21 protein-coding genes are annotated in these 21,062 nt (G+C 55.9%); 11 read left to right on the forward strand and 10 right to left on the reverse strand.

Going from position 1 to position 21,062, the window contains the following annotated elements; translation table 11 throughout:
• Positions 1-10 precede the first annotated feature (10 nt).
• From IEY39_RS10195 to IEY39_RS10215, 5 genes are all read right to left on the reverse strand, one after another.
• Positions 11-664, reverse strand: coding sequence for a DUF4294 domain-containing protein (locus IEY39_RS10195; RefSeq protein WP_188931092.1), 654 nt, complete (start codon positions 662-664; stop codon positions 11-13).
• A gap of 65 nt (positions 665-729) precedes the next feature.
• Entirely contained in the window at positions 730-3,174 is a 2,445-nt protein-coding gene (ccsA, locus tag IEY39_RS10200; RefSeq protein ID WP_188931094.1) for a cytochrome c biogenesis protein CcsA, read from the reverse strand.
• 10 nt (positions 3,175-3,184) lie between these two features.
• The gene (locus tag IEY39_RS10205; protein ID WP_188931096.1) at positions 3,185-3,598 is read right to left on the reverse strand and encodes a cytochrome c maturation protein CcmE domain-containing protein; all 414 of its coding nucleotides are present in this window, start codon (positions 3,596-3,598) and stop codon (positions 3,185-3,187) included.
• A gap of 179 nt (positions 3,599-3,777) precedes the next feature.
• A complete protein-coding gene (fabF, locus tag IEY39_RS10210) occupies positions 3,778-5,019 on the reverse strand; it encodes a beta-ketoacyl-ACP synthase II (RefSeq protein ID WP_188931098.1) in 1,242 nt (413 codons plus the stop codon).
• 10 nt (positions 5,020-5,029) lie between these two features.
• Positions 5,030-5,689, reverse strand: coding sequence for a TetR/AcrR family transcriptional regulator (locus IEY39_RS10215; protein ID WP_188931101.1), 660 nt, complete (start codon positions 5,687-5,689; stop codon positions 5,030-5,032).
• Positions 5,690-5,965: 276 nt separating this feature from the next.
• Between IEY39_RS10215 and IEY39_RS10220 the strand changes: the two genes are divergently transcribed.
• The 10 genes from IEY39_RS10220 (at position 5,966) to IEY39_RS10265 (ending at position 15,668) form a co-directional block, all read left to right on the forward strand.
• On the forward strand, positions 5,966-7,729 hold the full coding sequence (locus tag IEY39_RS10220; RefSeq protein ID WP_188931103.1) for a sensor histidine kinase: 1,764 nt from the start codon (positions 5,966-5,968) through the stop codon (positions 7,727-7,729).
• Positions 7,726-8,478, forward strand: coding sequence for a LytR/AlgR family response regulator transcription factor (locus IEY39_RS10225; protein ID WP_188931105.1), 753 nt, complete (start codon positions 7,726-7,728; stop codon positions 8,476-8,478). Before IEY39_RS10220 ends, IEY39_RS10225 begins: the two co-directional genes overlap by 4 nt.
• A gap of 17 nt (positions 8,479-8,495) precedes the next feature.
• Positions 8,496-9,539: an agmatinase family protein gene (locus tag IEY39_RS10230; protein WP_188931107.1), complete on the forward strand. Its 1,044-nt coding sequence runs from the start codon at positions 8,496-8,498 to the stop codon at positions 9,537-9,539.
• A gap of 24 nt (positions 9,540-9,563) precedes the next feature.
• The gene (locus tag IEY39_RS10235) at positions 9,564-10,181 is read left to right on the forward strand and encodes a hypothetical protein (protein WP_188931109.1); all 618 of its coding nucleotides are present in this window, start codon (positions 9,564-9,566) and stop codon (positions 10,179-10,181) included.
• Positions 10,182-10,304: 123 nt separating this feature from the next.
• Positions 10,305-10,910, forward strand: coding sequence for a hypothetical protein (locus IEY39_RS10240; protein ID WP_188931111.1), 606 nt, complete (start codon positions 10,305-10,307; stop codon positions 10,908-10,910).
• A gap of 112 nt (positions 10,911-11,022) precedes the next feature.
• Positions 11,023-12,318: a radical SAM family protein gene (locus IEY39_RS10245; RefSeq protein ID WP_188931113.1), complete on the forward strand. Its 1,296-nt coding sequence runs from the start codon at positions 11,023-11,025 to the stop codon at positions 12,316-12,318.
• 39 nt (positions 12,319-12,357) lie between these two features.
• Positions 12,358-13,074, forward strand: coding sequence for an SDR family NAD(P)-dependent oxidoreductase (locus IEY39_RS10250; protein WP_188931115.1), 717 nt, complete (start codon positions 12,358-12,360; stop codon positions 13,072-13,074).
• A 57-nt stretch (positions 13,075-13,131) separates the two neighbouring features.
• Positions 13,132-13,347: a hypothetical protein gene (locus tag IEY39_RS10255; protein ID WP_188931116.1), complete on the forward strand. Its 216-nt coding sequence runs from the start codon at positions 13,132-13,134 to the stop codon at positions 13,345-13,347.
• A gap of 89 nt (positions 13,348-13,436) precedes the next feature.
• Positions 13,437-14,321 (forward strand): hypothetical protein, encoded by an 885-nt coding sequence (locus IEY39_RS10260; RefSeq protein ID WP_188931118.1) that lies wholly within the window; start codon positions 13,437-13,439, stop codon positions 14,319-14,321.
• 60 nt (positions 14,322-14,381) lie between these two features.
• Positions 14,382-15,668: a bifunctional folylpolyglutamate synthase/dihydrofolate synthase gene (locus IEY39_RS10265; RefSeq protein ID WP_188931120.1), complete on the forward strand. Its 1,287-nt coding sequence runs from the start codon at positions 14,382-14,384 to the stop codon at positions 15,666-15,668.
• A gap of 17 nt (positions 15,669-15,685) precedes the next feature.
• On the opposite strand, the gene IEY39_RS10270 is transcribed toward IEY39_RS10265, so the two are convergent.
• The 5 genes from IEY39_RS10270 to IEY39_RS10290 form a co-directional block, all read right to left on the reverse strand.
• Positions 15,686-18,121, reverse strand: coding sequence for an ABC transporter permease (locus tag IEY39_RS10270; RefSeq protein ID WP_188931122.1), 2,436 nt, complete (start codon positions 18,119-18,121; stop codon positions 15,686-15,688).
• Positions 18,122-18,249: 128 nt separating this feature from the next.
• On the reverse strand, positions 18,250-18,807 hold the full coding sequence (locus IEY39_RS10275; protein ID WP_188931124.1) for an NUDIX hydrolase: 558 nt from the start codon (positions 18,805-18,807) through the stop codon (positions 18,250-18,252).
• 9 nt (positions 18,808-18,816) lie between these two features.
• Positions 18,817-19,353, reverse strand: coding sequence for a YfiT family bacillithiol transferase (locus IEY39_RS10280; RefSeq protein ID WP_188931126.1), 537 nt, complete (start codon positions 19,351-19,353; stop codon positions 18,817-18,819).
• A 16-nt stretch (positions 19,354-19,369) separates the two neighbouring features.
• On the reverse strand, positions 19,370-20,137 hold the full coding sequence (locus tag IEY39_RS10285) for an ABC transporter ATP-binding protein (RefSeq protein ID WP_188931128.1): 768 nt from the start codon (positions 20,135-20,137) through the stop codon (positions 19,370-19,372).
• A gap of 23 nt (positions 20,138-20,160) precedes the next feature.
• On the reverse strand, positions 20,161-20,619 hold the full coding sequence (locus tag IEY39_RS10290; RefSeq protein WP_188931130.1) for a CAP domain-containing protein: 459 nt from the start codon (positions 20,617-20,619) through the stop codon (positions 20,161-20,163).
• A gap of 50 nt (positions 20,620-20,669) precedes the next feature.
• Between IEY39_RS10290 and IEY39_RS10295 the strand changes: the two genes are divergently transcribed.
• Positions 20,670-21,059 (forward strand): DUF302 domain-containing protein, encoded by a 390-nt coding sequence (locus IEY39_RS10295; protein ID WP_188931132.1) that lies wholly within the window; start codon positions 20,670-20,672, stop codon positions 21,057-21,059.
• Positions 21,060-21,062 lie beyond the last annotated feature (3 nt).

The following is a 21,062-nucleotide window of genomic DNA, read 5'->3' on the forward strand; positions in this document are numbered from 1 at the left end:
CGCCAGGCCCCTAACTGTGGTACATCCTTTCCACCTCCTGCACAATAACTTCGATGTTCTGATCATCCCCCTTGGGGTCATAAGGCTGCTTGAGACTGCTGCCAAAGAAAAAAGCCACGGTCTGCCAGAAACGCGCCGTAAACCCGCCCTTGTATTCTTTGATGATATTGTAACAGTTATTCCCTGTCTGCCGGTTGATCAGCTTCATCAATATCTTCCCCTGGTAAATGGAAAGCTGCTCCAGCGGCTGAGTAAACTCTTTCTTCAATTCCTTCTCACGCGACAGGATATAAGCATGTCGCTCCCCTTCGGTATTCAGCAGCGCGATCTTTGCATTCATCTCATTCATGATCAACCCCGCCCGGCGGGCATAAGGATAGGTCACATACACCGCGTTGCGAAGCCTTGTCCATTCCTCGAATCGGCGACGCATAGCCGGTGTCATCGGCGCGTGCACCCACGTATATTCGATGCTGTTGGCGGGAAGAAGCTCGTTGCCATATATCTTGGCGGGAACGATGATGGTATCGTTCGGCCCGTATACCGGCCGTTGGATGTTAGCAGGAAGCGTAGTGTCGACAGGAGGTTGCCCCTGGGCAAAAGCGCCCACCCAGGGTAGGAGGAAGAATAGCGGTAACAAATATTTGCGGACGGAAGGGCGCATAGCAAGTCCTTAAAATTACTAAAAAACTTCACTATTTAATACCCTATACCCCTTCAGGGTAACCCTCACCGGACTGACATTTTGGCCTTAGCCTGGCGCCGCCGCCACAACAGACTCATAACGAAGCCAGTGATCATAATGATCGTCCCGATCCAAAGAATGTTGATCTGTGGAAATTCCAGCACCTTCAGGGCAATAAAAGGCACCATCTCCGAAGATTCCTTAATACCCAATTCTATCCGCTGGTCGGTGGTGATCTTGTTAAACCTCAGCGCAAGGTCCTGTGCAAAGACGGTGTCGGTAAGAAAATGCGGCTGGTTATCTTTTATAAAGATCACTGGCGAGGCCTTATACCGCATGCTGTCCCTGCTGACGACCGTGAGGCTGGCCATCAGCGCCGTATCGTTGGGCGAAAAATGATACTTGTCGTTATTCGGGTCCTTCACCACCGAGTCGAGGATAATATACCCCTTCGAATAAAAGGCCGTGTCTTTCAGCTTCAATGCCTGAGGCAGGAATTGCGCCGTATCCTGGTTGTCGTCGGGTGGCAGCGCGCTGATATACGTAAAGATATCCCTGTTCCAGTAATGGAATTTGTCGGGGTTGGGTGAGCCGCCTTCCTGGCCCTTCGTATTCTTCATCATGTTGGGATAAAGATCGAATTGGTCGGCCGTTTGCTTGTCCTGGAAATGGATATGGAAATACCGGGTCTGGCTGCGCTCGTCAAGCGAGTCATTACCCAGATAGGTAGCCCAGTATTTATTCATCTCCGTGCGGACACCCTTCACCAGCGTCAGATTTTCCAGCGGATCTTGCTTGGGGTCCGGATTGGAGAACGTCACCCCGGCAGTATTATAGGAAAGCACCTGTTTGCGTGAAGAAGAGATAAGGATACCCACCAGCATCAGCCCAAAACCGATATGCGCAACCGAACCGCCGGCCGCCCGCAAATTACCCTTCAACCCTACCCGGATATACTCCGCATTGGCTACCACCGTATAGACCGCGGCAAACAGCGCCAGGTGTATCGCTGCCAGGAAACCCGCGCCATATTTGTCATAGTGGATACCGCCAAAAATGCTCACCAGGGTGGAGACCACCAGCGCAACGGCAGTCGGCAGCCATAGCTTCTTCATCAGCACCCCCTTGCCCGTCCCCTTGTATTTCAAGTATTGCGCAAAGGCCGTAAAGATCCCGATCAGGATGGCGATAAAGATCTCGATCCGGTTGTAGGTAAACAGCGCATCGTCAGTATTCACCTTCTTTTCCCGGACGAGGTTGATCACCGGCAACGAAGTGAAGATGATGATATAGGCCGCAGACAGGAAGAGGATCAGCGAACCGATGAACATCCAAAACTCCCTGGAATCCGTAGCCTCTTCCTTTACTATATGCGGTATCTGTTTGTATCTGGCTATGAACAACGCATAGGCCGGCAGAAGAAAGACGAGCACAAAAGAGGCCAACTGCACGTTCATCCCCGAATCCACAAATGCATGCACCGACAGGTCGCCAAGGATGCCGCTCCGCGTCAGGAAGGTCGAATACAGCACCAGGACGAACTGGGTGATCAAAAAGAAATAGGTCGACCGCAGCGAATGACCCGTAGCGTTATAGATCACCTGGGTATGCAACCCCGCCACCATCACCAGCCAGGGCACCAGGGAAGCGTTCTCCACCGGGTCCCAGCCCCAATAGCCGCCGAAACTAAGCGCTTCATACGCCCAGGCAGATCCCATCATAATACCAGTGCCCAGAACGCAGGCAGAAAAGATCGTCCAGGGCAATGCAGCCCTCGTCCAGCCGCCAAAGTCTCGTTTCCAGAGTCCTGCAATGGCATAGGCAAACGGCACCACCGTCGACGAGTACCCGAGAAAGAGCACGGGCGGATGGATGACCATCCAATAGTTTTGCAGCAGCGCGTTGAGCCCCTGACCGTCCTGCATCTGCGGGATGCTGAGATAGTCGGGCTGGCTAAAGATCGGCGCCCTCATCCCGAACTCCGTCTGCCGGACGAGAATAAAAGGGTTAAGTCCAATCTTGTTGCCAAACAGATAGATACCCATGATCATCGTCGCAATACAGAATTGGGTAAAGCTCATCACCGTCATCACCGGTGATTCCCATTTGTCCGCCTTGCGAATAAGAATAAGCCCCAGCACGCAGACCCACAGATTCCAAAGCAGGAAGCTGCCTTCTTGCGCCTCCCAGACACAGGCTAAGAGGTATTGGAATTTCAACGCCTTGCTGGAGTGCTCCCACGCGAAATTGTATTCAAAAAGCCGGGAAGAGACAATATAGAGGATGGTGAACAGGACGGCAAACACTGCCGCCACATCGATATAAAAAGCGGTGCGGCCCATCCGCCGCCAGCTGTTCTGCTCTTCAGGAAGCTTCGCCTGTGTCGCCTTGAAATAAGCGATGACGGCGACAAAGGAAGCTGCAAAAGAAAGAAGGGCAAAGAAATGACCAAGCCGGCCGGGCAAGAGATGTTCGCCGAGGTATTGCATGTCGGGGATATTAATTTTGGCTCAGCGCTTGCTTCGCGTTATTGGGATCGTCCTTGTACTTGGAAGGACATTTCAGCAGGATACCGTCTTTGCGGGTAATCTCAAAGACATCCCCTTCCATCTTCCCCTTTAGCGTGATGCGTTCGGCCTTCTCCAGGTCATAGGGTTTCTCGAAATGATAGACCACCTTCGCCGTGTTGCCAAGGGTGTCGCTGATATGAAAGCTGAGATAGTTGGGGTCCTTTGCCGGATCGTACTCTATCGGTTGGCTCTTGTCGATGTGTGCGATGATCGTGACGTTCTTGCCGCTCTTCTGCCGGGCGGAGGCGATGGTCTCGAAGGTAGTGAGGCTGCCCATGAAACTGACGAGCACCGCGATCGACGCGGCAATGAGAATCAGTATGATGATGTGTATCTTCTTCATAACAGGGTGCAAAGTTAGGCCAAAAACAGTTCCCCCCTCATAGATTCTGGTTATTAGCCGATAGGCTTCCTCCAGCTCTTCCCCATACCTTCCGGCTATTAACCCATAGGCTTCCTCCGGTCCTTCCCCATACCTTCCGGCCCTTGCCTACTGATCCTTCCCTCACCATCTGCCCTTGCCTACATCTTTTTGAACACGACAATACCGTTGTGGCCTCCAAACCCGAAAGTATTGCTCATCGCCACGCTCACCGGCTGTTTCCGGGCCTCGCCCAGCAGGATATTCAGCCCCGCGGGAACCGCCGGGTCCAGGTGTTGGGTATTGATCGTTGGTGGAATGATCCCGTCCCGGATACTCATCAGACAGGCTATTGCCTCGATGGCGCCCGCCGCCCCCAGCAAATGCCCCGTCATGGACTTTGTGGCGCTGATGACAAGTTTGGCCGGCGCTGCCCCGAAAAGCTTTGTCACGGCTAACACCTCGCTGATATCCCCCACGGGAGTCGAAGTGGCATGGACATTCAGGTAGTCGACATCGGCTGGTGTGACACCTGCATCTTTCAATGCGTCCTGCATCGCCCGAAAAGCTCCCAGCCCTTCCGGGTGGGTGGAGGTCATATGATAGGCATCGGCCGTCATCGCCGCCCCGGCCAGCTCGGCATAAATATGCGCGCCCCGGGCCTTGGCATGCTCATATTCTTCCAGGATGAGCGCACCTGCTCCCTCCCCCATCACAAAACCATCCCGGTCGATGTCAAAAGGCCGGGAAGCGTGCTGTGGATCGTCGTTGCGCGTCGACATCGCCTTCATCGCCGTAAACCCGCCGATCGACGCGGCCGTGATAGGCGCTTCCGAACCACCGGCAACGATCACCTTCGCCTTGCCCAGCCGGATATAGTTCAGCGCATCCATAAAGGCCGTGTTCGACGTGCTGCAGGCTGAGACAGTCGTATAGTTGATGCCCATAAAGCCATACCGGATGGAGATCATCCCCGAGGCCATATTCGCGATCAGTTTTGGCACAAAGAAGGGACTAAAACGCGGCGTTCCATCGCCACCCGCATATTCCTTCACCTGCTCTTCAAAGGTCTCCATCCCTCCCTGGCCCGAACCCCAGATGACCCCCGTGTCGAAAGGGTCCATCCCCTTGAAATCGATACCGCAGTCTTTTATCGCCTGGTCGGCGGCGACAAGAGCATACTGCGTAAACAGATCGGTACGCTTCAGCTCACTGCGGTCGAGCAGGCCACTGGGATCGAAATTCCGCACCTCGCAGGCAAACCGCGTCTTGAACTTGCTGGCGTCAAAATGGGTTATCGGCCCGGCGCCGCTCGCCCCGGCCACCAGCTGTTGCCAAAACGTAACCGGATCATTTCCCAGCGGAGTGATAGCGCCCATTCCAGTAACAACTACTCTGTTCATAATTCTTTATTCAAGTGAAGGAATAATAAATGTGTGTGCCCGGCTCCGGCTTCTCCAGCTGGCGGACACGCCAGTCCGCCCCCAAATCTTCAAGCATCCGGTCGAGCATCCGCTCGAAAAGCTCCGTCCCCTCGATCCGCGACAGCAATAGCGACGCCAGAAGTGCCGATATCACCAGCGCAGCCCTGTCCTCCGCCGATCCCTCAAACCTCAACTTTCCCGCCGTTCGCGCCTCCTCGAGACAGTCCGCCACCCATTCCTGGATAGCCGTGCATAGCCGCCGCACCGTCGCCTGCATCTCCTCGTCAAAAGTCGCAAATTCCGGGGTGAGCGCTCCCATCAGGCAAATGGCGTGCGCCCGGGCATTATAATAAAAGGCCGCAACAAGATGCTTCAGCTGGTCTTCCCCGCCGATAGCCGCAAGCGCATGCCGCCGCCTGAACGAGGTAAGCCTTAGCATTTCCTCCTGCATCACCGCCCTTCCAAGGGACGACTTGGTAGGGAAATAATAGTGGATGGCCGCGTTGCGGATATCCATAATGGTGGAGATGTCCGAATAGCTAAAGGCATTAAAACCCTTCTTCCGAATCATCGTGTCGGCATGTACAATGATCTCGAGCCGCGTATCTTTCTGCCAATTGTAGCCCACCTGTCCTAATTTTCGCGGCAAATATACTTACTTACTAGTAAGTAAGGAAAATTTCCGGAAAAAGCACCCCCCCAACCCAGCCGCCCCACGCCTGCTGCTGCCCCGCGTCGGCCCAGCGGAGGCGTCACCCGCCCCGCCAGATTCCTCCCTGCTCACACCGGCGCCTGCGGCACCTACTGGGGCCAATGATTGCCCTTCGGGCGGACTCCCTCCGGTCGCCCCTGCCAAATTCACACCCACCCCCGCCGGATTCACATTGCCCGCTTCCCGCAAACCAAAAACCCTGATCTTCAATCCATGAAAAAAACAGCCCTACTCCTCATCCTGGCCGCCGTCGCCCTCCGCACCCAAGCCCAAACCCAGGCCCAGGCCCTCGACACCGTCCCGGCACACCTCGACTGGGACAACTACTCCACCTCCTTCCAGGGCAACGGAAAAGAAGGCGTCCACCCCGTGCTCGTCACCGCCATCCCTTACAATGGCATCTATGGCGGCGCCAGCTATTTCTCCACAACATCCGAAAAGCTGCACCTCGCAGACAGCTTCTATATCCCGGACGAAAAACGCCCCCGCTACATCGGCGCATCCAACACGATGGACTCGGGCAACGTCTACTTTCTTGCTCCGGGTATCCACCCCGCTAATGCGGATAAATATGAGTTTCGCATCGTCGTCGATGGCTGGCTGACCTACGTGCCCTGGAGCCCCATCACTCGCTTCACCGAGCCCAAAATGGAATTGAATGACTTCAAACCCATCTTCGGCTTTCTTGGCGGCTACCAAACCACCTGGGGCCATTCGGTGCTCGCCGAGATCCGCGAGAAAGCAACAAAGACCATCCAATCCTCCGCAGTCGTCTACTGGACCAACGCCCGCCCCACCCTATCGGGCATCTATACCGCACAAAACCTCAAAAGCTTTGTCGCCGGCAAACACGAGTATGGGAGCTGGAAGCCAGACTCGGCCATGAACCTTCGTTTGGAGCAGCTCTACCAGGGCAAACTGCAACTGCAACCCGGCGACAACACGCTCATCTTTTTCATCGATGCCGAAGTCTACCAACGGCAGGCCGTCGAATACCAGCTGCTTCGCAATGGCCAGGTCGACAGTGCCTGGAAGCCCAACGACTTCGACAACAACATCGTCTTTCTACAAAACCTCCCGCCCGGAAAGTATACCCTGCAGTTGCGGCTTCGCGCCCAGCGGCACAACGTTTCTGCCTATTCCTTTACTATCCGCCCTGCCTGGTACGAGACCCGGTTGTTCAAATTCCTGCTCGGCGCCATGCTGGTCCTCTCCATCGGCGCCGTCATCCTGGCCTTCATCTTCCTGCGCCAGCGGCGAAAGACCCGCCGTGAACAGGCCGCCCGCGAAAAGCTAAACCTCGAACTCGGCTACATCCGCTCACAGTTGAACCCACATTTCATCTTCAACGCCCTCAACTCCATCCAGGGGCTTGTCAACAAGAAGGAGATCGACACCGCCAACCGCTATCTTTCGGAGTTCGGCAGCCTGCTCCGCGACAGCCTCGCCGTCAGCGCCGACCACACGGGCAGCCACGACCGTACCCTCAGTGACGGCAGTACCTTCAGTGATGGCAGTACCCTCAGCACCAAACGCACCGGCGGCGACAACGATCTCACCGATCTGCAGCGGGAGATACGCATCCTCGACAGCTATTGTCACCTCGAACAACTTCGATTTGGTTTCCGCTACACCATCACTACTGCACCTGGCCTTCCCGACACCGGCATCCCCGCCTTCCTTCTTCAGCCCATCGTGGAGAATGCAGTCAAACATGGCGTTTCGGGTTTACTACAAGCCGGCCTCATCCAAATCCACTTCTCCCGGGAAAATGCTAATTTCATCGCACAGGTAACCGACAACGGCAGGGGTTGGGATACCACGGTCGCGACAACGGGTTATGGTCTCCGGCTCACAAGTGAAAGGATCCGCCTCCTTAACCAGTTGCTGAAAGATCAACCGATCAACATGACCATCACTTCCAGCCCCGGCGCCGGCGCAACCGTACGCTTTCAATTCACTAACTGGTGGACATGAACATAACCGCAGTGCTCATCGACGACGAAGCACCCAACCTCGCCAACCTGGCCCGGCTGCTGGCCCAATACTGCCCTGACGTGGAGATCCTCGGGACTGCCCTTGATGCAGCAGAAGGAAAAGAGCTCATCGTCACCCGGCAGCCAAATCTCGTCTTCCTCGATATCCAGATGCCCGGCGCCAGCGGTCTCGATCTGTTACAGCAACTACCCCGCCACGACTTCCAGCTCATCTTCGTCACCGCCTATGATCACTACGGCATCCAGGCGGTGAAATTCGCGGCGGTGGACTATCTGCTAAAGCCGATAGATGTCACCGAACTGCAGGAAGCCGTCCGCAAAGCAACCCTTCGCCACAACGAAAAGCAGCAGAACAGCCGGCTCGAAAATCTTTTGCACCTGCTGCAACGCCAGCCCTTCAAGGACGAACACCGCATCGCCCTCACCACCCTGAAAGAAACCCGCTTTCTCTACACCCGGCAGATCATCCGCTGTGAATCCGACAACAACTACTGCTATTTCTATTTGGACAACGGCGAGAAATTATTGGTTTCCAAACCGATGTATGAATACGAACCGCTCTTGAAAGACTACGGTTTCATCCGCTGTCATCAATCCCATCTCGTCAACAAACGCTTCGTCCGCAGTTGGGTCCGCGAAGATGGCGGCTTCCTGCTCCTTGACAACGGCGCTACCGTACCCGTCTCCCGCAGCAAAAAGGAAGCTGTACTGCTGGCGCTGGGATTTTAACTAACTTGCGCCCTGCCATGACTGATCTATCGCAATTCGATTCCAACGGTCCAAGCAACCCCAGGAATAATATCTTTGGCTTACCCTTCCCGGAAGAAGATGCCCGCCTCGTTATCCTCCCCGTCCCCTGGGAAGTCACGGTGAGCTATGGCGCGGGCACCTCCAGGGCCTGCGAACACGTCTTCCGCGCCAGCATGCAGGTCGACCTCTTCGACGCCGAGACCGGCGACGCCTGGCGGCAGGGCGTCTATATGCGACAACCCGACAAGAAGGTCCTCATGAAGAGTGACTATCTCCGCAAAGAAGCCGAACTCTATATCAACTATACCTCGAAGGACGAAGCCATCGAAAAGAACAGCTTCATGTGCAAGTCGCTAAAGGAAATAAATGAAGGCAGCGCCCATCTCAACAAATGGGTCTACGAACAAACAAAACAACTGCTCGATCAAGGCAAACTCGTCGGACTCCTCGGCGGCGACCATAGTACTCCCCTGGGCTATTTCAAAGCCATCGCCGAAAAACACGGCGACTTCGGCATCCTCCAGATCGACGCCCACTGCGATCTGCGCAAGTCCTACGAAGATTTTGTATACTCCCACGCCAGCGTGATGTACAATGCCTTACAGGAAATACCTCAACTAAAAAGGCTGGTGCAGGCAGGAGTCCGCGACTACTCCCTCGACGAATGGGAATTTATTCAAAACAGCGACTATAAGGTCATCACTTATTTCGATCGGGACATCAAAGAACGCGGCTATGAAGGTCAGACCTGGAAACATATCGCGGAAGAGATCGTGAGCCATCTGCCGGAGAAGGTCTACCTCAGCCTGGACATCGACGGCCTCGACCCCAAGCTCTGCCCCCACACCGGTACACCCGTACAAGGCGGTTTCGAGGCCGAACAAGTGTTCTATCTTATCCGCAAGATCATCCAGAGCGGCCGTCAGTTCATCGGCTTCGATCTGGTGGAGATCGGCGTGGGTGACACCGAATGGGACGCCAATGTCGGCGCCCGCATCTTGTGGAAATTGAGTAATTTGCTGGTGGCGAGCAATTCATAACTACTGCCTCTTCTTTTTCTTATTATGCGCTATCAGTACGTAGTCATCCTCAAAAAGCACGGCGAACGGGCGACGGATATTCTCAGCGGCCTGCTCTGTTTCTTCTCGGCATTATGCTTCGCCTTCATCGGCATCCGGCTCTTTCGGATCAACGCTGTACACGGTGGCAATGGCAACGGCTGGGCTTTCGGTGGTCCAAGCGATGCCTGGCTGAACATCGTCGTGGCAGCCGCCATGGTACTGGGTCTTGTCGTTACTGGCATAGCCCGGCAACGTATGCCCACCAACAAGGTCCGTTATCGCTACCTGTTATTGCTGGCGGCCGCGGGCTGGATGCTGCTCACCCCCGCCCCATGGGTCGGCGCCCTCTTCTTCATCCTCACCTTCCTCGAATATCAGACAAAACGCCCGCTCGAGATCGGCTTCGACCACGATCGGGTAGTGATCAACACTCTCATCAAACAACAATTCGACTGGTCGGTCTTTAATAACGTTATCCTCAAGGACGGCCTGCTGACCCTCGATTTTAAAAATAACCGCCTGATACAGAAGGAAGTTGCAGACGATGACGACGAAGATGATGCAGACGAGGAAGAATTCAACACCTATTGCCGCACCCGTCTTGCAGCCGCCCAATCCTGACCCTGACCCCGCTCCTGCCCCTGACCCTTCACACCCAGCCCGGCACCCTGACCCCGCCTGCAAATTTTCCACAAGCGGTTTATGGAAAATGGTCGTCCCTGCATCCCTTAGAAAACTGCTCTTATGGATTCCATCTCTCTGCCCGTCGTTTCCCCTACTTTCGAACGGCTTAAAAGAAACGGTGTCTGGCTCCACAGCCTCGCCGGTGTCCTTATCCTGGCCCACGCTATCAGCCATTTCCGCAGCGAAAGCACCCATACCCTCTATTTCTGGTGCCTGCTGCTCATCTCCCTCGACATCTTCCTGCTGGTGATAGCTGGCCGCGACCTGCTCCAACAGGCTCCCCGCGTCAACCTCTTCTTCCGGCTGGTAGAGATCGTCTTCTTCTTTGGCATCGGGACACTCATGGTCATCGCCGGCAACGAGCTCACCGGCATCGTCCACTACCTGCTCTCCATCGGTTATGGATACCTCTTCTACTGCGAGCGCGCCCTCCGGCGGACGGAAACACTTTCCTTTCATCATACCGGCATCACCATCCCCGACGTCCCCGAAAGCCGCTTCCTCTACTGGACCCATATCAATAATGTCAACGCCGCCTACGACAGCATCGATATCTCCACCTCCGAGGACACCGGCGAACTCCGCTTCGACCTGCGCGTCAACCTCAACTTCGACCAGTTGGAGCATATCAAGGCCTTCTGCCGCTTCTACCTGGGGCAGCCATAGCCCGATCGCCCGCCGCCGCCCCACACCGCCGCAATCTCGCCCGCCGCCCCCAGCCCGGCCCCGTGGATCGCCGCACTGCCTCGCAAGTCCCCGACATTCCGTAATTTCGCGGATGCTTTCGGAATCACCGTATATCCTCTATTCCGACGGAAAGGGGAACATCTTCGAAGATACCTCTCTCTATGTCACCGGCCGCAGCGGCTGGGACGCCCTCCCCGTGCCCGCGGAAGAATGGATCCCCCTGCCCGATGGCGGCTCCTTATACGAACTGCCCGGCCGTAGAGGAATCGGCATCGACGTCCTCACCGGCGAGATGCGGCTTTGCGACAAAGGCTGGGCCGTAGCCGCCTTCATCCCCCCTGCCCATACCGGTCTCTACCTCGCGGCCTATGAGACGGCCCCCGACGCACCGACCCTTCCGCTGTTCTGCTATACCGCCGCAGGCTGGCAGGGCGGAAAGTTCTTCGTCCCGGCCGTCCGCATCGAACAGGACATCCGCCAGGACTGCGCGGGCTATGACTGGGATATCATCAACAACGGCGTCGATCGCCTGCTAAAGGCCTACCCGCACAACCGCCTGGTAAAACACCTGGCTACAACCTGTTGCCTCACCTACCACTGCCCCGCGGCGCGCAATTTCTTCATGGGCCGCTGGGAATGCCCCATACCTACATCGCCCGCGTGTAATGCGAATTGCATCGGCTGTATTTCTTTCCAGCCACAGGAGGAGACGATCCCCTCGACGCAAGACCGGCTTACCTTCAAACCGCTGGCCGAAGAGATCGTCGAATTCACCGTTCCCCATCTCCAAAGTGCGCCCTTCCCCATCGTGAGCTTTGGCCAGGGCTGTGAAGGCGAACCCCTGCTGATGTGGGAGACCATCCGCGACTCGATCATCGCAATCCGCAAACATACCCCCCGCGGCAGCATTAACATCAACACCAACGGCAGCAAACCCGCGGCAGTGCGCACATTGTGCGAAGCTGGATTGGACTCGATACGCGTAAGCATGAACTCCGCCCGCGCACCCATCTATGAAGCCTACTACCGGCCCAACAACTACCGGTTCGAAGACATCGTCGAAAGCCTGAAGGTCGTCCGCAGCTTTGGCGGCTGGGCCTCGATCAACTACTTCGTCTTCCCCGGGATGACGGACAGTGAAGAAGAATACGAGGCGCTGCGGCGGCTCATCCGCGACACCGGCCTGACGATGATCCAATGGCGAAACTTCAACATCGATCCCGATTGGTATCTGGGGAAGATCGGCATGGGCGAGACAGGAGAGTTTATGGGAATAAAACAGCTGATGGAGCTCATCGCTGACGAATTCCCGCAGTTGAAGTTTGGCTATTTCAACCCGCCGATGGAGCGCATCCGCGGCCGCTATGAGGCAGATTTTGCCCACTAGGGCTTAGCGCTCACACAGGTTTTTTATTACATTAGCCCTATGCTAAAGATCATCATAGTCGGCGCAACATCGGGCATCGGCCGGGAAATGGCCCGGATCTATGCTGGCGCAGGCCATCTTGTCGGCGCAACAGGAAGGCGGCAGGAGCTGCTCTATTCCCTGCAGCTGGAGTATCCCAATTATGTCATCACTGAATGCTTTGACGCCACGACGCCCGGCTCCACGTCCCACCTCGAATCGATGGTGCGCAAAATGGGCGGACTCGACATCCTGGTCTACAGCGCGGGCTGGGGCGAACTCACCGAGAGCCTCGACTGGGAGATCGACAAGGCGACGGTGGATGTCAACGTCAATGGTTTTCTGGAGACGATCCATTTCGGGTGGGGCGTGTTCACGGCACAAGGCCATGGCCATCTCGTCACGCTCTCCTCCATCGCCTCCGTCCGCGGCAACCGCCACTCCCCCGCCTACAGTGCATCAAAGGCTTTCCAGAGCACCTACTTCGAAGGATTGCATATAAAGGCAAGACACTTGCAGATCCCCCTCCATCTCACCGATGTACAACCGGGATTTGTAGATACCAAGATGGCGAAGGGTCCCGGCAGGTTCTGGGTTGCCCCCGCCGAAAAAGCCGCCCGCCAGATCGTCCGGGCCATCGAAAAAAAGAAATGGCGGGTCTATATCACCCGCCGCTGGTGGCTCGTCGCCAAATTGGGCAAATGGATGCCGGCCTGGATCTACCATCGCATCGGCTAATAACTCTAATAACTTTGGCACTTGGCTTGCATTTCTGTAGGGAAAAGAAAAATTGGTATGAAGAAAGCACAAGTCATCGCCCTGACAGCCCTTACTACCGCCCTGGCCGCAGGCGTCACCATCTATCTGCTCGGCAGGCGCAATCAGCAAAAGCGCAAAGACTTCGTCGCCAACGCAGGCTACGAAATGGCTTATGACATCCATTACCCCATGAAGTATCGCCGTCACCGGCGCCACAACGGTCACCGAAGCAGCCATCTTCCACATTTTTAACATTTTAGCAAGGCAGGTTGGGGCAATCCCACCCCACTCCGCTACGTTATCCATGAGAATATTGGTAAATTGCAGTAGAAAAGGCAACTATGACCGAAAGGCCCGATAGCTTCGAATCCGAAAAAAACTTCAAGGCCGGTGGCTACACCGCCATCGTCTGTGTGCTCCTTCTGCTCGCCCTCATCTACGTGGGCTGGACACTGCCGTCTGAGCCGGCACCTCCGGTGGAAGAAGGCATCGAGGTCAACTTAGGCAACAGCGACAAGGGTCTTGGAACCGATCAACCCTATCTGCCGGGCCAGCCCTCTGCCGAGGATAAGGAAAAATATACTCCGCCAAAACAAGCCGTTGTGGAGAAAGAACCCGTAAAGGATGTGGAGACGGACGACAACAACAAAGAGGACGCGCCGGTGGTGAAGAAGGCAATCGTGACAAAACCCAACGCGACCAAAATACCCGATAAAGAAATTACAAAGGCAAAGGTGAAACCGGTGAAAGTACCCGAGACCCTCCCTGAAAAACCGGCACCCCGGCCCAAAGCGGTATTCCATGGAGTCAACGGTACCGGAACGGGTGGTAATGCCGCCGACGACTTCAAACCCGGCGGCAATCAGGGTATCGCCGGTGGCCGCGGCGACCAGGGCTCACCCGGCGGCAACCCCAACTCCAACAACTACACCGGCGGAGGTCATGGCAGCGGCGGAGTCGCTATCTCCCGCGGACTGGGTGGCCGTCACATCGTCCGCACTCCTTCCTTCACCGATGACTTCAACGAAAACGCCAAGGTTGCTGTTGATATCACCGTCGACGCTAACGGCAACGTCACCGACGCGCAGTACACCCCACGTGGCTCCACGACAAGCGCCACCAATTATAAGGAGATCGCCGAACGCAAGGCCCGGATGGTAAAATTCAGCCCCGGCAGCGACGAATCGACAGGCACCATCGTCTTCAACTTCAAGGTGCACGGTTAGAGCCCTCGCTCCATCAGAAGCACTCGCGTAGCAGCGCAATTTCTCTATCTTTGCTCCCCTATGGATTACGCACAGACAGTCGAATACCTCTTCGCGAAGCTCCCCATGTATAGCCGCATCGGAGCCGCAGCCTACCGGAAGGATCTCACCAACACCTGGCAGCTCACCGATTTTATCGGCAACCCCGAACGCCGTTTCCGCAGCATACACATCGCCGGTACCAACGGCAAAGGCTCAACAAGCCATATGCTGGCGGCCATCTTCCAGGAAGCGGGTTACAAGACGGGCCTCTACACCTCCCCCCATCTGAAGGATTTTCGCGAACGCATACGCATCAACGGGGAAATGATCAGCGAGGACTTTGTGGTCGACTTCGTCAGCCGTATTAAGCCGCTGTCCGAACAGATGGACCCGTCCTTTTTCGAGATCACCGTTGTAATGGCCTTCGACTACTTTGCACAGGAGAAGGTGGACATCGCCATCGTAGAGGTCGGGCTTGGCGGCCGCCTCGACAGCACCAATATCATTACTCCCGAACTGTCGATCATCACCAACATCGGTTACGATCATATGAACCTGCTGGGCGATACCCTGGCGGCCATCGCCTTCGAAAAAGCGGGCATCATAAAGAAAGGCGTACCGGTGGTCGTAGGGGAGAATCAGCCCGAGACAGCGCCCATCTTTAGCCAACGCGCGCATGAGGAAGAAGCACCGATCCGCTTTGCCGACCAGCACCGCTATATCGGCGACTGGAAATACCAGCGCCACACCCTGGTGGCGGAAGTAGCTACCTCCCCCATCGCCGACGACAAGGACTACTATACCCTCGATCTTGCCGGCATCTATCAGCTGAAGAACCTCGTCACCGTGCTGGAAGCCGTACATGTACTCGCAGAAAAAGGCTGGAAGCTCGAACAAAAGACCGTCACCCGCGCCCTTCGCCAGGTGAAGAAGCTAACGGGACTGCATGGCCGCTGGGAGATCGTTCACGAACACCCGGATATCATCCTCGACGTCGCACATAATGCCGATGGCATCCGCCAGTTAGTGCGACAGATAGAACTCACCGATCATGAAGAATTACATATAGTATTGGGAATGGTAAAAGATAAGGCCCTCGACACCGTACTCCCCCTCCTTCCCCGTCAGGCCCGCTATTATTTCACCCGCGCCCAGATACCCCGCGCGCTGCCCGAAGAAGAGCTTGCCGCACAGGCCGGCGCTATAGGGCTGCAAGGCCACGCCTACCCAACGGTGACCGCGGCGCTCTCGGCCGCCAAATCACATGCCCGCCCCCGCGATCTCGTAGTGGTATGCGGCAGCGTATTCATAGTCGCCGAAGTATAACTTGCGGCGGCGCCGCCCTATTCAACTCTCAGACTCTTTACGGGATTGGCCCGTGCCGTCCGGAAAGCCTGCAGCCCGATGGTCAAAAACGCTATGCCCATCGCCATCAGCGCCGTCACGCCAAAGACCCACCATCCCACATCGATGCGGTAGGCAAAATCCCGCAGCCATCTGTTCATGATCATCCAGGCGATCGGCGAAGCGATGACGGCAGCCAAGACCACCAACCGCAGAAATCCGCCGGTGAGCAGCCCGACGATATCCGCCGCCGTAGCGCCAAGTATCTTGCGGATGCCGATCTCCTTCACCCGGTTGGCGGCGGAAAGGGAAGCCAGCCCAAAGAGGCCCATACACGCAAGAAAGATGGAGATGCCGCCCGCACAGGCGATGATATTCCCCCAACGCGTTTCCGACTTGTAGAAGCGGTCAAGGTCCTCATCGAGGAAACTATAACTAAACGGGATATCCGGGCTGATGGTCTTCCAGGTGGCCGCCATCTTGTCCAGCACCGGCGTCGGATCACCGGCCCGCAGATGGACAAAGAAACACGCCGGCTTGAATCGGACAGGCATCTCGAAGAGCTGTGCCCGTACTTTTTTGTTGAGCGGCTCGAAATTGAAATCCCGGACGACACCGATGATAGTCTTGTATTGCAAGGGAGCATGCGATCCCGGTGGTACCCCCGTCTTTATCTGCTGCCCGATGGCCTGTTGCGGCTCCAGTCCCAGATCGGCATGCACCAAGGTCTCATTGACGATGATATTGCTCACCGTATCTGACGTAATGCTGCGATCGAAATTCCTCCCTGCGATCAATTGCAACCCCATCACCGGCAGAAAGTTTTCATCGACGGGATATTCGATCACCCCGGCTAATTTCCCGCTGAAGTCATACATGCCTCCCATCTGACCCTGGCCTTCGCCAAGCCCGATGGCCGAAGCGGCGACGCCCAGCACTTCATTCCGGGAAGCCAGCGTCTGACGGAACAAGGGATAGGCAGCAGTGGCGTCGATATTCCTCGTGTGCACGACGATAGTATTCTCTTTAATAAGCCCCAGATCTTTTGTTCGCAGATAGTTCACCTGCCGGAGCATGACGACGGTGGCGATGATCAGCCCGATGGACAACACAAACTGAACCGTCACCAGGCTACGGGTAAAAAGGTTGGAGCCGCCAAGCCTGATCTTTGCCTTCAACACTTCCACCGTGTTGAACCCCGACAACACCAGCGCTGGGTAGGAACCCGCCAACACGCCCACCAGCAGGGTCAGCCCCGCGAGCATCCAGCTGAGCTGCGGGAACAGGCTGGTCGTAAACTCCAGGGGCCGCCCGGCCAACTGGCTAAACCAGGGCAGCAGGGCGGACGCCAGCAGCCAGCCCAGGAAGGAGGAAAGGACACTCAGCAACACCGACTCCGTCAGGAATTGGGCGATCAATTGCCGCCGCAGTCCGCCCACGACCTTGCGCACTCCCACTTCCCGGGCGCGACCGGCGCTGCGGGCGATAGCCAGCGTAGTAAAATTGATGGAGGCGATGAGCACGATACCCGCGGCGATGCCGAGCAAGATCCAGATATTCTTTGGATCGACCGTATCGGATCCCCCGTCGACGCTGGTGTCGGTGTGAAGACTCAGCAACGGTTGCAACACATAGCGGGCGGGCATCCTTTTCGTCTTGCGCCAGGCGTCCACTTCTTCGGGGAAATGCGGCAAGCGGAATTTCAACAGGCTTTCACGCTGCTGCGGCAGGCGGCTGCCGGGCCGCAACAGGACAAAGGTCTGATCGCCGTAGGTCCTGGTCCAGTGGGCGGATGACGTGACGCGATCGGTATCGGTTATCTCCAAATATTGATAGTTGCCCAGCACATCAAAGGAGATGCTGGTATTCAGCGGCATGTCTTCGGCGACGGCTGTGACGGAAAACAGATGGAATTCGCTGTCCGTCTTTATTGGGAGGGTCTTGCCCACTGCATCCTCCGTCCCGAATAATTGCCGGGCCCTGCTACGGGTGATGACGACGGCATAGGGGTCCTGCAACGCTTTCTTATTCCCATACAACAAGGGGAAGGAGAACATCGATAAAAAACCTGGGTCCGCATAGACCATATTCAGCTGAACGACGTCGTTATACCCTCCCATGTACATTTTGCGACCGTTCGAAAGCCGGACGGCCTCCTCCACGTCGGGGAAGGCTTTTTTCATCGCGGGGGCCAGCGCCACACCGAGCTCGCCAATACCCGCCTCCCGCCCGTCATCCCGGGTATATCTTTCCTCCACGCGATAGATCTGCCCGGCGCGTTTGTTGAATTTATCAAAGCTGAATTCGCTGACAGCGAAAAGAAGGATAAGACTGAAACAGGCCATACCGAGCGAAAGACCGGCGACATTGACGAACGTCAGGATCTTTTGTTTGGCCAGGTTGCGGAGAGCGATGCGGATATAGTGCCGGAGCATAGCATTGGTTTTGGTTTTGACTGCCAAGAGAATGCCGGAATGCCAGTCCATTGATAATCAATACCTAAATATCCATACCCGTGACCCCAGTGTCCATTTCCGAACAATCAATGCACGAAAATATTCGTTCACCATTGCAAATGCCCCAATCGCATCAGCGCATAAAACAGCGCCGTAACATGCATACTCTGTACGAGACCGTTATTGCTGAGCAGCTGCTTCAGCTCATCCAATGTATAAAGATATACTTCTATTTCTTCGTTGAAATCCAGGTGCTGCTCCTGCACCTTCTGCCCGCCGGTGGCGAGAAAGAAATGCGCCCAGTTGTTGTTGGTCGATGGGTTGGCCGAGGTCTTGCCCAGGTATTCGACAGCGTCAAAGCCGTAGCCCGTCTCTTCGAGCAACTCCCGTCGGAGGGCGGCTTCCAGCGTGGCGTCGGTGTCGTCCACACAGCCCCCCGGCAGCTCGAAGTCGGTGACATCGAGGGCATGCCGGTATTGCCGCTCCAGGATGAAGCGCCCATCGGCCGTCAGCGCAACGGCGATGACCCAGGTAGGGAATTCGTAGACATAATAAGGGGAAATAATCTTCCCTTCCTGCGTCTCGCAGGTATCGCTGCGTAAAGTGAACCAGGATTCTTTAAAGAGATATTCCGAGGATAGCGTCTTCCAACTGAGATCTTTCATAGGGCCTGTTTACCAATTATTCCGTTCGCGCAGGGCAGTGATATGAGCAACATGATGCCGGGAATGCCAGGCATAGCTGCCAAGCAGGTACCAAAGCGTCATCACCTTATCGGCCTCGGGGTGGTAGACTTCCCTTTCCCACTCCTTTATCGTCAGATCGCTGATCGTTGCATACCAGCGGGTGTGCAGCGCATAGAGCAGCGTGATGGAAACATTGATCGGGATAATCTGTACATCATTAAGCATCACCCAGGCCTTTTCATTGTAGGGGCGGATGGCGGGTTTCTCCTCCGTCAGTCCAAGCCTGAACCGGCAAAAGGCATTCATATGGCTGTCGGCCACGTGATGCACCAACTGTTGCACCGTCCAGCCCCCATCGCGGTAAGGCGTCTGCAACTGGGCTTCGTCGAGGTTGTGAATGGCATTTTCCAGCGCCTGGGGCAGGAATTTGATGTCGTTGAGCCATTCCTGTTTCTGGTGCTCGGAGTAGGGCTTGGGTTGATAATGCCCTATCGGATAACGCAAGTCAGCTGTAGTGGTGCTCATATGCTAAAAATTGATTTCAGTTCTCCGGCCGCAGCGTATGACCGGTGAGATGGATAAAAACATCCTCCAGGTTGGCCTTCTTCACCTCCTTTGGTCGTTCAAAACCACCCGCGACGAGATTGTCGATGAGCCTGTCGGGAGTCTCGAGCGCAATGATCTTCCCCGAGTCGATGATGGCGACGCGGTCGCAGAGAATCTCGGCCTCATCCATATAGTGCGTCGTGATGATCACCGTCGTCCCCTTGGCGCGAATCTCCTTTACCAGCTCCCAGAGATTGCGGCGGGCCTGCGGATCTAGGCCTGTCGTCGGTTCGTCGAGGAAGATGATGCGGGGCCGGTTGATGAGTGTGGTAGCGATGGAAAACCGCTGTTTCTGACCGCCGCTCAGCTCCTTGAATTTTGCCTTGGCCTTGTCGCGCAGGTTCACGAGATCGAGCAGTTCGAGCGGATGAACTTCCTGGTTGTACAACCCGCCAAACAGCTCGATCAATTCACTGAGGTTGAGGCCGGGATAATAGCCGGAGGTCTGCAGTTGTACGCCGATGATCTTCTTTATCTCGCCAGGGTCCTTGTCCAGATCGAAACCGTCGACGATGACCTTTCCACTAGTCTTGTCGCGCAGGGTCTCGATGATCTCCAGCGTGGTGGACTTCCCGGCGCCGTTGGGCCCAAGCAACCCAAAGATCTCGCCTTCCTTTACTTCGAAGCTGATGCCTTTGACAGCTTCGAAGTCACCATATTTTTTTGTGAGATTATTAACAGAAATGATCGTTTTGCTTGCCATGTCCGGCAAGTTACATTATTTGCTTATTTGGCAAAAATCTGCGTAAAGAAGATATTGCCGTCACGGCCAAAAGCGAGGCCGATGCCGGTGTATCGGAAATCACCTTCGATATTGCGGCGGTGACCGGGACTGTGCAACCAGCCGTCAACCACTTCACGGGCCGACATGGGACCGGAGGCGACATTTTCCCCCGCCAGCGACACCGGGCCCAGTTTTTTGCGTATGCGATCGACGCGGTTGCGAAAGCCGTCGTGACCAAAAGGCGTCCTGCCCGACAACATGTCGCGGCTGTGCTCCAGCGCAACGGAAGACATGTAGGAGTTGGCTTCCAGGGGCCGCAGCCCGATCGAACGCCGGTGTTGATTGACAAGCCGTAAGATATCGGCAGACATCGAAGCGGAATGGGGCGCCGGCCGAAAGGCGGTGATAAAAAAGACAACTACAGCCCCGAACAATAACCGGAAAGGAGACAAAGCGAACATGTCCAGGAAAAAGCAGAAATAATGCCATCTTTGCAAAAACGCAACCCTCCATGGAGAAAAGCAATGGTGTCATCACCAGGCAAAGCCTGTACAGCGTCAAAGAGTCGCTTGACAAGTTTCAGGAGCTGCTGGCCGCCAAAAACGTGCATGTCTTTGCGCGAATCGATCAGCAGGCGGAAGCCCGGAAAGTGGGCCTCGATCTGTCACCAACCGAACTGCTCATCTTCGGTAACCCGCTGGCCGGCACACCCGTCATGCAGGTGTATCCCCTCGCCGCTCTCGATCTGCCGCTGAAGCTGCTGGCCTGGACACACGACAATGCCACCGTCTGGCTTACGTATAACGATGCCGCGTGGCTTGGCGAACGATACGGCCTGCCGCCTGATGTAGTCAAAACCCTCAATTTTAGCCCGTTGCTCGACAAGATAACAAAACAATAAGTA

Origin of the sequence: Puia dinghuensis (assembly GCF_014642875.1) — a bacterium.
Lineage (GTDB): Bacteria > Bacteroidota > Bacteroidia > Chitinophagales > Chitinophagaceae > Puia > Puia dinghuensis.

Coding starts and splice junctions, on each gene's coding strand:
- IEY39_RS10195 (WP_188931092.1), bottom strand. CDS start 664: ATGCGCCCTTCCGTCCGCAAATATTTGTTACCGCTATTCTTCCTCCTA.
- ccsA (WP_188931094.1), bottom strand. CDS start 3,174: ATGCAATACCTCGGCGAACATCTCTTGCCCGGCCGGCTTGGTCATTTC.
- IEY39_RS10205 (WP_188931096.1), bottom strand. CDS start 3,598: ATGAAGAAGATACACATCATCATACTGATTCTCATTGCCGCGTCGATC.
- fabF (WP_188931098.1), bottom strand. CDS start 5,019: ATGAACAGAGTAGTTGTTACTGGAATGGGCGCTATCACTCCGCTGGGA.
- IEY39_RS10220 (WP_188931103.1), top strand. CDS start 5,966: ATGAAAAAAACAGCCCTACTCCTCATCCTGGCCGCCGTCGCCCTCCGC.
- IEY39_RS10225 (WP_188931105.1), top strand. CDS start 7,726: ATGAACATAACCGCAGTGCTCATCGACGACGAAGCACCCAACCTCGCC.
- IEY39_RS10230 (WP_188931107.1), top strand. CDS start 8,496: ATGACTGATCTATCGCAATTCGATTCCAACGGTCCAAGCAACCCCAGG.
- IEY39_RS10235 (WP_188931109.1), top strand. CDS start 9,564: ATGCGCTATCAGTACGTAGTCATCCTCAAAAAGCACGGCGAACGGGCG.
- IEY39_RS10240 (WP_188931111.1), top strand. CDS start 10,305: ATGGATTCCATCTCTCTGCCCGTCGTTTCCCCTACTTTCGAACGGCTT.
- IEY39_RS10245 (WP_188931113.1), top strand. CDS start 11,023: ATGCTTTCGGAATCACCGTATATCCTCTATTCCGACGGAAAGGGGAAC.
- IEY39_RS10250 (WP_188931115.1), top strand. CDS start 12,358: ATGCTAAAGATCATCATAGTCGGCGCAACATCGGGCATCGGCCGGGAA.
- IEY39_RS10255 (WP_188931116.1), top strand. CDS start 13,132: ATGAAGAAAGCACAAGTCATCGCCCTGACAGCCCTTACTACCGCCCTG.
- IEY39_RS10260 (WP_188931118.1), top strand. CDS start 13,437: ATGACCGAAAGGCCCGATAGCTTCGAATCCGAAAAAAACTTCAAGGCC.
- IEY39_RS10265 (WP_188931120.1), top strand. CDS start 14,382: ATGGATTACGCACAGACAGTCGAATACCTCTTCGCGAAGCTCCCCATG.
- IEY39_RS10270 (WP_188931122.1), bottom strand. CDS start 18,121: ATGCTCCGGCACTATATCCGCATCGCTCTCCGCAACCTGGCCAAACAA.
- IEY39_RS10275 (WP_188931124.1), bottom strand. CDS start 18,807: ATGAAAGATCTCAGTTGGAAGACGCTATCCTCGGAATATCTCTTTAAA.
- IEY39_RS10280 (WP_188931126.1), bottom strand. CDS start 19,353: ATGAGCACCACTACAGCTGACTTGCGTTATCCGATAGGGCATTATCAA.
- IEY39_RS10285 (WP_188931128.1), bottom strand. CDS start 20,137: ATGGCAAGCAAAACGATCATTTCTGTTAATAATCTCACAAAAAAATAT.
- IEY39_RS10290 (WP_188931130.1), bottom strand. CDS start 20,619: ATGTTCGCTTTGTCTCCTTTCCGGTTATTGTTCGGGGCTGTAGTTGTC.
- IEY39_RS10295 (WP_188931132.1), top strand. CDS start 20,670: ATGGAGAAAAGCAATGGTGTCATCACCAGGCAAAGCCTGTACAGCGTC.